Raw genomic sequence first — 14548 nt, forward strand, 5'->3', positions numbered from 1 at the left:
GGCGCGATGCAGGTCTCCCAGACCGGCGACATCGCCAACTGGATGATCCCCGGCAAGATGGTCAAGGGCATGGGCGGGGCGATGGACCTCGTGCACGGCGCCAAGACCGTCATCGTGCTCATGGAGCACGTCGCCAAGGACGGCTCGCACAAGGTCGTCGAGAAGTGCGACCTGCCGCTGACCGGCCAGGGCGTCGTGCAGCGGATCATCACCGACATCGCCGTCCTCGACGTCACCGAGGCCGGGCTCGTCCTGCGCGAGCTCGCCGACGGCGTCACCGAGGACGAGGTCCGCGAGAAGACCGGGGCCGAACTGACCAGCGCCCTGGGCTGACCTTTGCAGGCTGTCTATCGAGCTCCCGGCCGAAGAGACCGTCCGCGAGTCCGGAAGTCGTAGCCACGGAATCGAGAAGGAGTCTTTGTTGACCGAAGCCATCGACCCGACCACCCTTACCGTCGGGGTCCTCGGCGGCACCGGTGCGCAGGGCAAGGGCCTCGCGCTGCGGTGGGCGAAGGCCGGGATCCGCCTGATCATCGGATCGCGCGCCGCCGAGCGCGCGGAGGCCTCGGCGGCCGAGCACTGCCAGCTCACCGGCACCGAGAACATCACCGGAGCGGACAACGCCACGTGCGCCGCGCAGGCCGACGTGGTCCTCGCCGCGGTGCCGTGGGAGTCGCACGCGGACACCCTGACGGGGCTCGTCGAGCCGCTTCGCGGCAAGATCTTCATCGACTGCGTCAACCCGCTCGGGTTCGACAAGAATCGGCCCGTACCCGCTCCCGGTCGAGGAGGGCAGCGCCGCCCAGCAGGCCGAGCAGTTGCTCCCCGAGACCCGGGTGACGGCCGCGTTCCATAACGTCTCCGCGGTGCTGCTCTCCGACCTCGACCAGGCCGAGGTCGATTGCGACGTCCTCGTGCTGGGCGACGACCGCGAGGCCACCGACGTGGTGCGCGCGCTCGCCAACGCGATCCCCGGCGTGCGCGGGGTTTCGCGGGCCGACTGCGCAACGCCTACCAGGTCGAGTGCCTCACGGCGAACCTCATCGCGATCAACCGCCGCTACAAGGTGCACGCCGGCGTGAAGATCGTCTGGCCCGAGGGGGCTGATCCTCAGCGGAAGCTCCGCTCCCTCAGCGGGGTAGATGCCTTCGGGGAAGCCGTCGCGGGCGAATCGCTCCGCGCCTCGCTGATCGCGCCCGCCTCTCGACGTACGGACGGATCGCAGCCGAGAGGCAGTAGTCGTCATGTGCGGAGGCAGAACGGATGGCCGGCGGGATCGCGCACGCCGCGCAATCGGTCTGGAGCGGTCTGCGCGCGCTGCTTGGTAACGCCCAGCGCGATCGCCCGCTATGTCAGCGGATGGCGTCCTCAACGCGATAGTGCGGCAGGACGGTGGGGCGTGCGCGTGGCCCCCCGCAGCCGTAGGCCATCGATGCCCCGGCGAGGCTCGGCGGTCCACGGGTCAGCTCTGCTGGTCGCGCAGCGACGCCGTTAGGCGCCCTTGACCGGGAGACCGGGGCGATCAAGCTCCGGGCGCACAGCACGGCCGTGCAGCGGCTCCAACGAGGTGCTCGGCCTGCCCGGCCATGAGGGCGCAGCTCAGCCGACGGGCTGGGGCTGCAACGGGTTCCCGGGGAAGGGCTGGACGTCGGGACGGCTCGAGGAACCACCGCTGCCCGACGAGCCGCCGCCGGAGCCGGCTCCCGGGATGGTCGGCGCGCGGCCCACAGAGGGCGGCGACACCCGCACCGTCGGAATCGACGACGAACCGCCACCTGACCGCGACGAGCTGGAGCCGAAGTCGGGCAGCGTGATCGGCGGTACCGGCCGGACTGTCGGCGACTGCAGCTGCGGCCCGTACTCGTTCTGCGCGCACAGCTCGGCGTGCGAGACGTCGAGGAAGGTGCGGCCCTCGTCGAAGGACATGACCTGCGGGCTCGACCCGAGCACGCGGACCACCATCTCCTCGTTGATGAACGGCCGCCCGATCATGTTGCAGGTGGCGACACCGAGGCGGGACCAGTAGTCGTCGCTGCGGCGTGCGGCGACACCGGGAGCAGCTGCATGCCATGCCGCGAGGAACCGCTCCTCCGGGGTAGCGGTGGCGCCGGAACCAGTTGAGGGCGGAGCGACTTCGACGATCGAGACGGGGCTAGGAGGCGGATCGTTGAGGACGACGAGAACGACTCCAGCGAGTGCAGCGAGTAGGACGAACACGGCGAGGCCGATGAGCAGTACGTAGCGCAGCGGCGAGACGCCAGGGACCGGCGGATCGTGCTCGTCGGAGTCCGGTGCGGTGTCGTCGGCCGGGTCGAGTGTCGCGGTCATGAGTTCCCCCAGGTAGATCCCTGTCGAGTGGTCGCGACGAGATCAGTGTCCGTTACCCATCTGACTGCCCGACTTCATGCCGTGCCGGGACAAGCACCGAGCGCCCACGAGACCGCGACGAGCTGCCGCGCCGCAGTCCTGCTGTCCAGGCGGGGGCTCAATTGCGCCGCTCCCCACGAAGGCGAGCGCGGGCAGTCCGCTCTTGATCCGCTTCGCCAGCGGCTGCTTCCCGTCCTGCGCCGCCAGCTTGAGGGTGGGCGCATCGTCGGCCGGTCCATGGCCGTACCCGTAGTCGCTGCTCATCGAACTCCGTCCCCCGAAAGCTGCTGTCGCCCAGGAGTCGCCGACCGCGACCTCGTCGTCACCGGAACGCGATCCGGCCAGACGTGCTATGCCCTGCGCGACAGAGCCGGTCCGTATCGGCCCCCGGACGCACAGAGAGGGTCCGGCTCGAAGGAGCCCACGCGACCTGTTGTCGCTCGTCCGAGTGAAGCTCGGACTCCCAACTGCCCCGGGCGCTAACGCACCGCTGCAGTCCGGCGAACTTCCCGCCGTCACTGCCGCGCTTCGGGGGAACGCCATGACCAGCACGATCACCGCTCCACGCCACGCCCACCACCAGGCGGCGCCGACGCGTTGGAGCCAGGACGCCGCCACCGAGCCGATCCCGCTCCTGGTGCGACCTCACCGACCTGAGCAGCCCCAAGCATCGCGACCGGCTACTTCGCGCTGGTTCGCCGCGGGCGTGCTCGCGATGGGGCTCCTCGTGGGGACCGGCGCCGGCGCATACGCCCTGGGCCACCACGACGCGACACCCGCACTGGTGGCAGCCGCAGCAACACCGGTCGTACTCCCCATCCCCACCACCACAATGCCCAACGCCACCACCGCCGGTCCGCAACTTCTCGACATCGCCGGGCGTGCAGTCGACGCCGAGGTCGCTGCGCAGGTCCGCATCGTCTACACCGCCATCGAGAACAATGACATCGAGGCGCTGAAGCGTTCGGAGGCCGCTGCCGGGTCCGACGACGGCCTGACCAGCTTCCCGCACCTCACCAACGCCTCCACCCGCAACCAGCTCATCGACGCCCTGCAAACGCGCCCCACCCACCGCGGGAACTCCTACCGCTACCGCACCGGCGGGTACGTCCTCGAGTTCCAGCAGGCCGACGGCTCCCTCGGAACCGGCCTGAGCAGCATCAGCGGCCCCTGGACGGCCTCGCCGACCACGCCGGCGAAGTCGACGACGAGTGCCTCGCGGGCCTCCTCCAGCACGCAGAACACCGCCACCTTCCCCTACGGAAACGGGCCCACCGGCCGCTACGGCGACGGCTGCGGACCCTACGAGCACAACCTCGACGGCTACTGCAGCCCAGACACCGACGTCCTGGACGACAACGGAAACCCCGACCCGAAGAAGGCCGTCGTCCCCGGCAACCTCAAGAATCCGACTCACGGCGATTAAAGGCAGCAGCAAGCCACCACGCTTGCACGTTCCCTCGCGACTCAGAACGTCAGGCGCGCCTGCCGACCACCGCTTCTCTCGCCACCCGCGGCAACTCAATAGCCGGCGGGCCCTCGCCACGGGGTTGGACGTGGACGAGCGGCGCAGCCCAGCGCACGCGGTCACGAGAAGGTGTGCGGCGTGTAACGATAAGGACGCTGCCGTCGAGGTCTGGGCACGTGATCAACGTGACCTGGGGGATCTCTTGTTGGCAGTGGTTCGTGAACGTGTAGCGGCTTTCTTCTGCGCGCTGGTCGTGGTGGGTGGGCTCCTGGTCGGTGGCGGCGTCGCTTCGGCGCAGGACAGCAGTGACCCCAAGTGCCAGGCCGTGGCAACCGCGGAGAAGGCGAAGAAGACCGCGGACGACGCCTACGCCGACGCGAAGACGAAGCTGACGAACGCGTCCTCGGCCGTGACAGAGGCGGAGGCAGCAGCGAACGCGGCGCCGAACGACACCGCTCTGCAGACTGCGCTGGCCGCGGCGCGCGCCGCCCACAACAAGGCGATGACCGCCGAGGCGGCCGCGGACTCGACCCGCAAGGGCGCCGCGATGAACCTGGCACAGGCCCTCGATGCCGCAGCGAAGGCCGGCCTGACCTGCACCAAGAAGACGACCACCACCACCACCACCACGACGCCGCCGAAGAAGCCGGGCAACGACCAGGCTGATGGTGGCCAGACCGGTGGAGGTAGCCAAACCGGCGGTGGCGGCGGGCCGACGAAGCCCGGTGCCCCTGGACCCGACCTCAACTGCCGCGACTTCGTGTCCCGACCCGCCGCGCAGGCCGTGCTCGACACGGACCAGTCAGACCCTCACCACCTCGACGCCGACCACGACGGCTACGCGTGCGAGGACTACTTCGGCGACCCCTCTAAGGACCCGCAGGTCTCGCAGGACAAGACCGTGAACCACACCGAGGACGACGGCAGCGAGGCTGACACCTCCGGCAACCAGGTCACCGTCGTGCCCGAAGGCTCAGCCGACACCGGCTCGGCGCTGTGAGAGGCCGGCTTCTGCTGCTCGTGGGAGTCCTCCTCCTCGCCTTGAGCGCCGGGTGCAGCCAAGCCGATGCGCCGGGTACCGCGGCCGCCGCGGTCGACCAGGGACTCTCGGTGAGCATCCCGGCGATTGGCGTGCAGTCCTCACTCGTACCCCTGGGGCTCAACCCCGACCGCACCGTCGCCACCCCGCCTGTCAGCACGCCGATGCAAGCCGGCCTCTATATCAACGGTCCCGCACCCGGCGATCCCGGCCCCGCCGTCATCCTGGGACACATCAACGGCGGTGGGCAGCCCGGGGTGTTTGCGCGTCTCGCCCAGCTCAAGCCGGGCGAGGAAGTCGACGTGTACCGCGTCGACGGGTCGGTAGCCACCTTCACCGTCCGCGAAGTGACTCGGGCCCCGAAAGACGCCTTCCCCACCGCCAAGGTCTACTCGGACACCACCAACCCTCAGCTACGTCTGATCACCTGCGGCGGAGTCCTGGACCGGACCGCCCGGTCCTACCTCGACAACGTCATCGTCTACGCAGACCTATCCAGCGTACGCGCCGCATGACCGGGCCATCAGCACTGGGACGGCTCGGGCAGTTCCAAGTGAGCCAGAACAGCACCTCGGATAGCCTGCCAGCCGGGCAGGCAGAGTCGATGGGCGGCAATCGAGGGCCGCGCGCCCAGCTACCTGCAAGCGATAAGAGATTTGACGTCGCGATCGCCGAGTTCAACGCACTACGCGCCGAGATGGTCAGCATCTCCACCGCTCAAGCAACTCTGGTTGGCGTCGGCCTGACCGCGATCGGAGTCATATACGGCTTCCTTCTAGGCGACGACCCGGACCGCCGAATAGGCTACGCCATCCCTGCCTTGAGTCTCATTCTGAGTTCGTTGTACAGCAACGAAGGCTACAAGGTAACGAAGATGGGCACCTACATCAGGAGAGAGCTGTGGCCATACCTTCAGCGGGAACTTGACCCGAAACTGCCCGCATGGGAGACGTTCATCAGCGAAGCTCGCGTCAACCCGCGTGAGCTAGCCGTCGCGGTCGTCCTCAACTCGAGCTTTTATCTCCTCCTGGTCGGCGCTGCCATCGTCGCCCTCTCCATGGCCTGGGGCCCCAACACCTGGGTCAACTGGCTCTCCATCGGAGCTATCGCGCTTACCGTTGCCATCCCAACTACCGTATCGGTGCTCATCGTCAGACTCAGCAGAAAGGCTGAAGCCTCATAGGCGATGTTTCTAGCCAAGCCGCACCAGGGCATGCAGGTCGCGACTAATTCAGACCACACTCGAGTTCGCGTGGTCATCGTGGGAGCGGATGCAGCAGTATGACGCAGGCTCACCCTTGAATTGGACCCTCAAGCTGCGACCGAATCTCACGCATCGGACGTGACGACCAGGACCGTCGGCTACCACAGCCTGCACGGATGGACGCGACGCTCGCCGACCTGAGAAGCGGTCACGAATTGCGCAAGACAAGGGACACGATCAGCGCGTCCGACGTCAAAGGGGGTGGGCGATCGTGGCCCGGCTGTTGCAGGCCGACGCCACGGTCTCCCGCGTCAGATCGGAAGACTGCCGACCAGCGGGGGTCGCGCTGCGCCCTAGCGCCGACGACGTCCCCAGGCATCGGGGCTTTCGACCCCGGCAGGCGCGATCGATTCTCGGCTCGACGTGTTCGACGACAAAGACGTCCGCAGGTGCGTCGAGGTGCTCGCGGGCCGAGGCTTGCGTGTTACGCCGAAGGCTATGCCCGCTGCCCCTTACATGGAGTGCAGCTCATCGAGACGGCGTTCAAGGTCTGCGACATGAGGCTCGAAATGTCGACTCAGTTCCATCACATTGGTGGCGGCCAAAGCCACCTCTGGAAACATTCGTGCGTCAATTGAGTTCGACCAGTCGATCGGGAAGGAGCTAGTAAGCGCCTGCACCACGCCCTCCTCAACGATACGAATAACAGAAAGGGATCGGTAGCCGACAACCTGTCCAACGTCCGGCCGCAGACCGTGCTCAATGCGAGTCGGCTTATCGAACTCCCAATAGCGCTCCTGACACGCGCGGATTCGCCACCACAGCGTCTTCAGCTCCGAGCTCCCTATTGCATCGCTTAACTCGTCCGCGAGCTCTTCTAAGGAAGTGAGGCGCAGATTCGTACGTCTGGCCGCGGCTATGGCTCCTGCTTGAAAACCACTCTCACTCAGCAGAAGGCCGCGGTCCGCTCCAACGTCCGCCACAACTTGTTGGAATGTCAAGACGTGCGCCTTTGTTGCCGGGCGCTTGAGGCGCTTGCACTCAATCAGCCATTCGACCTTAACGCCCGCGAATTCGCCGACTCCAACCACATCGACATCGTGAGCAGCCCGCGCACCATGAACTTTCGTGTCCGTGGTGGCGACCATGCCGGCGGATCGAAGAACCTGCGCGGCTTCTTCTTGACAGGTCTTCCAATCGGACGTCGACACACACAGTCCCTTCTCTGTCGCACAGGTAACTGACGGTACGGACCCCGGGACACGAGCGAACGACGCTCCGCCATCGCGGGGCCGAGTCATCGAAGTCTAAGGACCGCTTCGGGCGCCCCTCCTCCCTTCTCGACCAAGCCCGCTACCCGCGAACCCGGAGCCCGCCTAGCCCGTCGGCAACGGACCACATTGGGTACCGCTTACGTCACACCACGGCGGCCGACAGGTCTGCACAGGACAAGATCGCTCTTGCTCGATCATGTCGCTGAGCAGCACAGACGAACATGGTGGGCCATCACAGCCGACGTGAATCCTGTTCACTGGGTTCGGGGTTCGAGTCCCTGACGGCGCACCCTTCGTTGCAGGTCAGCGGTTTACGTCACGGTTGGCGACGTGGTCGCTAGTCGCTCGAACGGCCGGAAACTCCTCGTGAGACTGGCGGTCGAAGATCACCGTCGGCTGGGTGGCTGACTCCTAACAGGGTTTCGCTCGCAGGCAGGTCTTCTTTCAGCTTCGGTCGACCCAGCGTGGAGCCGGGCGGCTGCGGGCTCGATGAGAACGGCGCCTCCTGCTCGCCGTCGGCGGACAGCGGCGCCGCCGCCGCACGGGTGACGAGGTCAACGAGACCCTGATGCTGACGCTCGACGGCCAGCGAATCCAGCCCCGTGCCGCGCAGGGAGGGCAGGCGGGCTCTCTCGGCTGCGATCATGGCTTGGCCGAAGCGCCGATAGGTGTCACGAGGCAGCTCCTCGCGTCCGGCGACGGGCGTTCGGCGGGGTTCGAGAAGGACCTCGGGCCGGAGTCGGCGGGTTCGGCTCGGGCCCTGGGATCGGCGGAGGTCGTCGCGGGTCGTCGGGCGGGCCGCCGTCGGTCGGTCTCATGACGGCTATGGGCCGTGAGCTCCGGCGGCGGTCGGCGTGGCGGTGACGGTGACGGAGGGCCAGGAGTTGTTGATGTAGCCCTTGGGGTTCCAGACGGTGGCGGGGTGTTCGGGCTGCACGGCCGCGGTGCTGTCCCAGGCACGCGCCGTGATCTCGACCCGTCCTGGCGGGACGTCGAAACGGGCGCGCCAGAAGCGCCAGTCCAGTGCGTGGGTTGAGCGTCGAGATCGGCCTGGACCCACGTGGCTCCACCGTTCGCGGTGACGTCGACGCGAACCACGGTGCGGTCGTCACCGGCGAAGGCGTACCCGGCCACGTGGGTCGCCCCGGCGGTCAGCTCGTCGCCGTCGTCAGGGGTGAGTATCTCGGAGTTGAGCGCGACCGGGCCCAGAGCGACTCCGTCGCCAGGGCGCGTGCGTGCGGTGTCGGTGTCGGCGGGCAGTACCCGGTAGGCGCCCTGCTGGAAGAAGTTCTCCGACGGGTGGTCCTGGGCAGTGATCCGCTGGACCCACTTGACGCTGCGGGCGCCGATGTATCCGGGAACGACGACGCGGACGGGCCCACCGTGTGCGGTGGGAAGCGGCTCGCCGTTCATCTCCCAGGCGAGCAGGACCTCCGGGGCGGTGGCCTTGTCCACGGAGATCGATCCCCCGAAGGGCTGAGGCGGGTCGGCCTCCGGGGCGACGTCGGGAGCGTCGAACGCGACGTCCGTGACCTGCCCTCCGAGACCACAGGCGGCCAGGACGTCGGACAGGCGAGCACCACGCCAGCGCGCCGTCGAGGTCGCCCCCGCTCCCCAGGGGTGCTGCCCGGGGATGTCGCGGTAGGCCATCAGCCCGGCGCGACGGTTGCCGGCGCACTGCAGGGTGGCGGTCACTTCCACGGGGGTGAACCGTTGCTGGAGCTCGGGCAACGAGAACTCCAGAGCGTGCTCGACCAGCCCGCCGACACGCAGTCGCCATGCCTGCGGGTCGATCTCGGGCATGGTGCCGTGGTTGCGGCCGTAGAACACGTCCACCGGGGTGATCAGGTGCTCGGCGAGAGCGGCGCGGGGTGGCTCCGCGTTGTAGGGCTCCTGCTCGTGCACGATCATGTTTGCGCGTTTGGTCGGCGCACTCGCCACCGACGTCTCCCTTCGTCGTGCCTCATCGATCGTCTTCGGACGTGCTCAGTCGCTGGTGTCCTTGTTCTGGTCGATGATCGTCTGGCGTTCGGGGGTGACCCAGAGGATCACGCGCTCGGACTTGATGCCCTCGGGTGGGTAGTCGGTGCCCAGGTACTGGTGGGCGACCTCGTCGATGTGGGTGCGGGCCTCGTCGCCGGTGGTGGTCCGCTCGACCCGCCCGCGGATCTCGGCGTAGCGGTAGGGGTCGGACTCGTCGCGGATCAGCACGGTGATCCGGGGATCGGACTGCAGGTTGCGGTAGCGCTTGCGGTGGGTCTCGGTGTTGATCACCAGCTGCCCGTCCTTCAACGCCACCCACAGCATCTGGGTCTGCAGCCTGCCGCTCGGCAGCACCGTCGTGACCGCGGCGAAGTTCTTGCCGCTGGCGAGTTCCTCGGTGACCGGGTGCAGCTCGGGGCCGTTCTTCGTGTCCGCCATGGCTACCGCCTCACGCCTGGATCTGGGACAGGAGGGTCGCCATGTCGGTGGCTCCCCACCGCTCGACGATCTGACCGTTCTCGAAACGGCCGAGCTGCAGACCGCGGACCTCGATACGTCGACCGGTCGCGGCGACGCCCTCGAACTCTCCCTGATGGGTCCCGGTGAGGGTGTAGGCGAACGCGACCGAGTCGTCGTCGGCCACCATCCGCTCCGGGGTGATCGTGAAGTCGGGGAATGCGGAAACCAGGTAGTGGAAGAACCGGCGGTACCCCTCGCGACCCTGCTCCTGGATCGGGGCCGGATCGTGGTCGACGGCATCCGGGGCGAACATGATGTCCACCCCGGCGTCGACGTCCCCGGCGTTGAGGCGCTCAGCGGCCTTTTCCTGCGTGGCGATGTTGTCGTCGCGGCTGCTCACGGGCTGCTCCTGAGGTCTGGGTGGATCGGGCTGGCGGCGGTGCCGCCTTCGACAGCCGGCTCGCGCTCCTCGGAGAGCCGGGGGCGCGTGGCGTCAGCTGGCGACGAGGTCCATCAGGCTGTGCTCGGGGTCGGCCGCGACCTGGCGTCTCGCCTCCTCCTGCAACTGCATGAGGGTCCGGCTCAGGAGGCGCGAGACGTGCATCTGGGAGATGCAGAGGGCCGGGCCGATCTCGGCCTGGGTCTTCTCGTGGACGAAGCGCAGCGCGAGGATCGTGCGTTCGCGCTCGGGTAGGGCCCGGACCAGGTCCCGGGTCAGCGCGCCGATCTCGACCCGCCCCATGTCGGCGTCCTCGGACCCGAGGACATCGGTGAGGGCGTCGCCGACGTCCGGGACCGCGTCCAGGGACGAGGGTCGCAGGGCGCCACCCGCGGTGAGCGCCTCGCTCACCCGGTCCCGGGGGAGACCGAGGTGCTCGGCCAGCTCCACCATGGTCGGGGCCCGACCCAGGTCCTGGGACAGGATCGTGACGCCCTTGCCGACCGCGAGGTAGTCGTCCTTCACACCACGGGGCGTGCGCACCGACCAGGTCCGGTCGCGAAAGTGTCGCCGGACCTCGCCCATGATCGTGGGGACGGCGAAGGACAGGAAGTCCCGGCCGCGGTGGGGGTCGAACCGCTCGAGAGCGGCGAGGAGCCCGATGGCGGCGACCTGCTCGAGGTCGTCCACCGGCTCACCCCGACCCCAGAACCGGCGGGCGATGTTCCGGGCCACCGGCAGGTACCCCACCACTAGGCGCTCGCGCAGCCTTGTGCGGCCGGGATCGTCCGTGTCCATCCGGGCGTAGTCCACGAGCAGCGGCGCGTAGCGCGCGTACATCGTGTCGTTCTCGGCCCGCACTGTTGGTCCTCTCGATGTTTCGGTCTCCGTGCGGAGGTCAGGCGGCGGGCTTGAGCAGGACCTTGGTCCATCCCTCGAGGCGGTCGTCGAAGTTGCGGTACGCCTCGGGCGCCTCGGCCAGCGACAGCTCGTGGCTGACGATGAACGACGGCGCGGCCTTGCCCCGGTGGATCAGCTGGGCGAGCTGACGGTTGTAGTTCTTGACGTTGGCCTGCCCGTTGCCGATGCCCTGACCCTTGAACCACGTGGTGCCGTAGTTGATCGGGTAGCGCCCGGACTGGGCGTCGGAATCCTTCCCGCCCGGGTCGCCGGGCAGGAACAGCCCGACCACGCCGATCTTGCCGGTGGGCCGCACGGCCTGGAACAGCGAGTTCAGCGTCATCGACGGGTCCTCGTTGCCCTGGGCGTCGTGGGCCTGGTAGCCGACGCACTCGCAGCCGCGGTCGGCGCCTCTGCCGTCGGTCTGGTCGAGGACCTGCTGGGCGGGGTCATCGGCCGAGTCGTCGATCGGCGTCGCTCCGGCCCGCTCGGCGAGCGTGAGCCGGTCGGGGTGGCGGTCGACGACGAACACCTGGCTCGCGCCGCGGATCACCGCGGAGTAGGCGGCCATGATCCCGACCGGGCCGCCGCCGTAGACCACGACGGACTCGCCCGGGCGCATTCCGGCGAGCTCGGTGGCGTGCCAGCCGGTCGGGAAGATGTCCGAGAGCATCGTGTAGTCGTTCTGCTTGTCCCGGGCGTCTTCGGGCAGGACGAGGCAGTTGAAGTCGGCGTAGGGCACGCGCAGCAGTTCGGCCTGGCCACCTGCGTAGGGGCCCATGCCGTAGAAGCCGTAGGCGCCGCCGGCGGTGCCGGGGTTGACCGTGAGGCAGAAGCCGGTGTTGCCGCGCTCGCAGTTCTCGCAGAACCCGCAGCCGATGTTGAACGGCAGGCTGACCTGGTCGCCGACCTTGACGCGGTCGACGCCGGAGCCGACCTCGACGACCTCGCCCATGTTCTCGTGACCGAGGATCTTCCCGGCCTCGAGCCCGGTGCGGCCCTCGTACATGTGCAGGTCCGACCCGCAGATGTTCGTGGTCGTGATGCGCACCAGGACATCGGTCGGCTTCTCAACCATCGCGTCCGGCACGTTCTTCACCGACACCGACTTCGGGCCCTCGTAAACCAGCGCCTTCACAGCAGGTCCTCCACACCTCGAGAGTCGATACGCCCGCCCACACCCCGGTGCGACGGCGGAGGGGCAGCGCAGAACCCTCCCGACGGTAGGAGGCGTCCCGGCGTCCACCGAGCCGTTCTCGGCTCCGCCGGGAGCCGGAATCGGCACGTCCCCACGGGTCCACGGGGCCGCTCGCGAGAGAGCCTTGTCGGTGATCGGCCACCAGGGTGGCGGTCGACCCGACCGATACCGCGAGTTCCTGGCGCGGCTGCGTGACGCGGTGCTCGTGCTGATCGCGGCCGGGTCAGCTCTCGACGGTGAGTACCACCTTGCCGACCATGTGCCCGGCCTCCACCAGCTCGTGCGCCTGCCGCAGGGTGGTGGCGTCGAGGGGGCCGAGCTCGCGGGTGAGGGTGGTACGCACCGTGCCGGCGTCGACGAGAACGGCCACGGTCTCGAGGAGGTCGTGCTGCGCGACCATGTCGTCGGTGCCGTAGAGCGGCCTCGTGAACATGAGCTCCCAGTGGAACGTGATGCTCTTGTTCTTCAGCGGCAGCAGTTCCAGCCCCTGGGGCCCGTCGATCGCGCAGATCGCGCCTCCCGGGCGCAGCATCCGCTCGTAGGTCTCGATCATCCCGCCCGTCCGCGAGGAGAAGATGAGGTCGACACCGTCGGGCGCGACGGCGGCGACGGCCTCGCCGAGGTCGCCGGAGTGGTCGACGACGTGGTGGGCGCCGAGGTCGCGCGCCCAGCGCTGCGACTCCTCGCGCGACGCGGTCCCGATCACGGTGAGCCCCGTCAGCGCGCGGGCGAGCTGGATGACCATCGAGCCGGCGCCGCCGGCCGCACCGACCACGACGAGCGTGCCGGTGGAGTCGGTGCCGACGCCGAAGCGGTCGACGAGGGTCTCCCAGGCCACGATGGTGGTGAGCGGGAGCGCGGCCGCCTCGGCGAAGGACAGGGTGCGCGGCTTGAGCCCGACGATCCGCTCGTCGACCACGTGGACCTGGGCGTCGGTCCCCGCGCGGGCGGTCGAGCCGGAGTAGTAGACCTCGTCGCCCGGGACGAACAGCTCGACCTCCGCGCCGACGCCCGTGACGACCCCCGCCGCGTCGTAACCCAGGACGTGGGCCTCGCCCTCGGGGTCGTTCCCCCCGCGGAGCTCGATGTCGACCGGGTTGACCGACACGGCCCGGACGGAGACGACGAGGTCCTTCGGGCCGGGCGCGGGAACGGGTAGCTCGACGTCCTCGAAGACCTCCGCACCTCCGGGACGACGGTGGGCCACGGCACGCATCGTTGGGGTCATCCGCCCATCGTCGACTCTCAGTGAAAGCTTGGCCCCGCTGGTCAGTCCCGCCACTCGCGCCGACCGCTCACCCGATGAACTCGTCCACGGTCAGCGGCAGTGACCGCACGCGCCGACCCGTGGCGTGGTGTGCGGCGTTGGCGATGGCTGCGGCCGACCCGACGATCCCGATCTCGCCGATGCCCTTGGTGCCCATCGGGTTGACGTGGGGGTCCTGCTCGTCGATCCAGTCGATCTCCATGGTGTTGACGTCGGCGTTGGAGACGATGTGGTAGTTCGCCAGGTCACGGTTGACGACGTGGCCGGTGCGCGGGTCGAGCACGCTCTGCTCGTGAAGGGCCATCGACAGACCCATCGTCATGCCCCCAGGAACTGCGACCGCCCCAACGTCGGATTGACGATGCGTCCTGCCGCGAACACGCCGAGCATCCGTGGCACTCGGATTTCGCCGGTATCGGCGTGGACCGCGATCTCGGCGAAATGCGCTCCGTACGCCGACATCGCGTACTGGTCGCCGTAGGGGTTGTCGGGCATGGCCCCGTCGGCCTCGGCGCCGTCCTCGGGGTCGGAGCCCCACTTGTCGCGGAAGCGGTCGGCGGCGTCGGCGATGGTCGCGCCCCACGAGCCGGTGCCCGAGGACCCACCGGCCAGTGACGCGGTCGGTAGCGCCGTGTCGAGAGACACGCCAGAGTGCGCCGACCGTCGAGCAGGACCGTGCACGAACCGCACTGGCCGTGATCTCAACCCTTCTTGACGCTCGTGACGTCGAGGTGTTCGCGGAGGGCGTCGAGCACAGTGGTCCGGGTATCGATCGTCAGCGACCGCTACCGACCGTCCACGCTCAGCGTGATGGAAGCGTCCATGATTCTGGTTACCCACTCTCTGTCTACGGCTAGATGCACACCCCGACCCGCACCACGACCCGCACGACCGCCTCAGCGGTAGGCGAGGGGATCGAGGTCGCAGAGACCCGAGTCAGTGGGTTCCGC

At 68.6% G+C, this 14548-nt stretch carries 18 protein-coding genes and 2 pseudogenes; 7 read left to right on the forward strand and 13 right to left on the reverse strand.

Annotated elements, in window-relative coordinates; translation table 11 throughout:
• The 3 genes from QRT03_RS26855 to QRT03_RS26865 all read left to right on the forward strand — a co-directional run.
• A partial coding sequence (locus QRT03_RS26855) for a CoA-transferase (protein WP_286056221.1) occupies positions 1 to 333 on the forward strand: 333 nt, incomplete at its 5' end.
• Between the two features lie 88 nt (positions 334 to 421).
• Positions 422 to 856 carry an NAD(P)-binding domain-containing protein gene (locus QRT03_RS26860; RefSeq protein ID WP_286056222.1) on the forward strand — a complete coding sequence of 145 codons (435 nt, stop codon included), beginning with the start codon at positions 422 to 424 and terminating at the stop codon, positions 854 to 856.
• Positions 857 to 866: 10 nt separating this feature from the next.
• Complete coding sequence (locus QRT03_RS26865; protein WP_286056223.1) at positions 867 to 1082, forward strand: hypothetical protein; 216 nt, start codon at positions 867 to 869, stop codon at positions 1080 to 1082.
• Positions 1083 to 1242: 160 nt separating this feature from the next.
• Here QRT03_RS26865 and QRT03_RS32260 read toward each other — a convergent pair whose 3' ends face one another.
• The 3 genes from QRT03_RS32260 to QRT03_RS26875 form a co-directional block, all read right to left on the reverse strand.
• Positions 1243 to 1341 (reverse strand): VOC family protein, encoded by a 99-nt coding sequence (locus QRT03_RS32260; RefSeq protein WP_425604924.1) that lies wholly within the window; start codon positions 1339 to 1341, stop codon positions 1243 to 1245.
• A 258-nt stretch (positions 1342 to 1599) separates the two neighbouring features.
• Positions 1600 to 2328, reverse strand: coding sequence for a hypothetical protein (locus QRT03_RS26870; protein ID WP_286056224.1), 729 nt, complete (start codon positions 2326 to 2328; stop codon positions 1600 to 1602).
• 42 nt (positions 2329 to 2370) lie between these two features.
• Entirely contained in the window at positions 2371 to 2631 is a 261-nt protein-coding gene (locus QRT03_RS26875; protein ID WP_286056225.1) for a hypothetical protein, read from the reverse strand.
• Positions 2632 to 2908: 277 nt separating this feature from the next.
• Here QRT03_RS26875 and QRT03_RS26880 point away from each other — a divergent pair, with 277 nt between their 5' ends.
• The 4 genes from QRT03_RS26880 (at position 2909) to QRT03_RS26895 (ending at position 6057) form a co-directional block, all read left to right on the forward strand.
• Complete coding sequence (locus tag QRT03_RS26880) at positions 2909 to 3793, forward strand: hypothetical protein (protein ID WP_286056226.1); 885 nt, start codon at positions 2909 to 2911, stop codon at positions 3791 to 3793.
• A gap of 130 nt (positions 3794 to 3923) precedes the next feature.
• Entirely contained in the window at positions 3924 to 4835 is a 912-nt protein-coding gene (locus QRT03_RS26885) for an excalibur calcium-binding domain-containing protein (protein ID WP_286056227.1), read from the forward strand.
• Between the two features lie 20 nt (positions 4836 to 4855).
• Positions 4856 to 5389: a class F sortase gene (locus QRT03_RS26890; protein ID WP_286056228.1), complete on the forward strand. Its 534-nt coding sequence runs from the start codon at positions 4856 to 4858 to the stop codon at positions 5387 to 5389.
• Positions 5390 to 5427: 38 nt separating this feature from the next.
• Complete coding sequence (locus QRT03_RS26895) at positions 5428 to 6057, forward strand: hypothetical protein (RefSeq protein WP_286056229.1); 630 nt, start codon at positions 5428 to 5430, stop codon at positions 6055 to 6057.
• A gap of 533 nt (positions 6058 to 6590) precedes the next feature.
• On the opposite strand, the gene QRT03_RS26900 is transcribed toward QRT03_RS26895, so the two are convergent.
• The 10 genes and pseudogenes from QRT03_RS26900 to QRT03_RS26945 form a co-directional block, all read right to left on the reverse strand.
• A complete protein-coding gene (locus tag QRT03_RS26900; protein ID WP_286056230.1) occupies positions 6591 to 7289 on the reverse strand; it encodes a restriction endonuclease in 699 nt (232 codons plus the stop codon).
• A 400-nt stretch (positions 7290 to 7689) separates the two neighbouring features.
• Positions 7690 to 7998 (reverse strand): hypothetical protein, encoded by a 309-nt coding sequence (locus QRT03_RS26905; RefSeq protein ID WP_286056231.1) that lies wholly within the window; start codon positions 7996 to 7998, stop codon positions 7690 to 7692.
• Entirely contained in the window at positions 7995 to 9293 is a 1299-nt protein-coding gene (locus QRT03_RS26910) for a sulfite oxidase (RefSeq protein WP_425604910.1), read from the reverse strand. Before QRT03_RS26910 ends, QRT03_RS26905 begins: the two co-directional genes overlap by 4 nt.
• Positions 9294 to 9338: 45 nt before the next feature.
• Positions 9339 to 9773, reverse strand: coding sequence for a PPOX class F420-dependent oxidoreductase (locus QRT03_RS26915; protein ID WP_286056232.1), 435 nt, complete (start codon positions 9771 to 9773; stop codon positions 9339 to 9341).
• A 10-nt stretch (positions 9774 to 9783) separates the two neighbouring features.
• A complete protein-coding gene (locus QRT03_RS26920; protein ID WP_286056233.1) occupies positions 9784 to 10194 on the reverse strand; it encodes an ester cyclase in 411 nt (136 codons plus the stop codon).
• Between the two features lie 93 nt (positions 10195 to 10287).
• Positions 10288 to 11073, reverse strand: coding sequence for a SigB/SigF/SigG family RNA polymerase sigma factor (locus QRT03_RS26925; protein WP_286056534.1), 786 nt, complete (start codon positions 11071 to 11073; stop codon positions 10288 to 10290).
• A 58-nt stretch (positions 11074 to 11131) separates the two neighbouring features.
• The gene (locus QRT03_RS26930) at positions 11132 to 12271 is read right to left on the reverse strand and encodes a glutathione-independent formaldehyde dehydrogenase (RefSeq protein ID WP_286056234.1); all 1140 of its coding nucleotides are present in this window, start codon (positions 12269 to 12271) and stop codon (positions 11132 to 11134) included.
• A gap of 283 nt (positions 12272 to 12554) precedes the next feature.
• On the reverse strand, positions 12555 to 13559 hold the full coding sequence (locus QRT03_RS26935) for a zinc-binding alcohol dehydrogenase family protein (RefSeq protein WP_286056235.1): 1005 nt from the start codon (positions 13557 to 13559) through the stop codon (positions 12555 to 12557).
• 67 nt (positions 13560 to 13626) lie between these two features.
• Positions 13627 to 14234: pseudogene (locus tag QRT03_RS26940) on the reverse strand (molybdopterin cofactor-binding domain-containing protein); the annotation flags it as partial.
• Positions 14234 to 14377 (reverse strand): annotated as a pseudogene (locus QRT03_RS26945) (2Fe-2S iron-sulfur cluster-binding protein); the annotation flags it as partial. The pseudogenes QRT03_RS26940 and QRT03_RS26945, both read right to left, overlap by 1 nt.
• Positions 14378 to 14548: the final 171 nt, after the last annotated feature.

The sequence above is a fragment of the Actinomycetospora termitidis genome, from assembly GCF_030286555.1.
GTDB classification, from domain to species: Bacteria; Actinomycetota; Actinomycetes; order Mycobacteriales; family Pseudonocardiaceae; genus Actinomycetospora; species Actinomycetospora termitidis.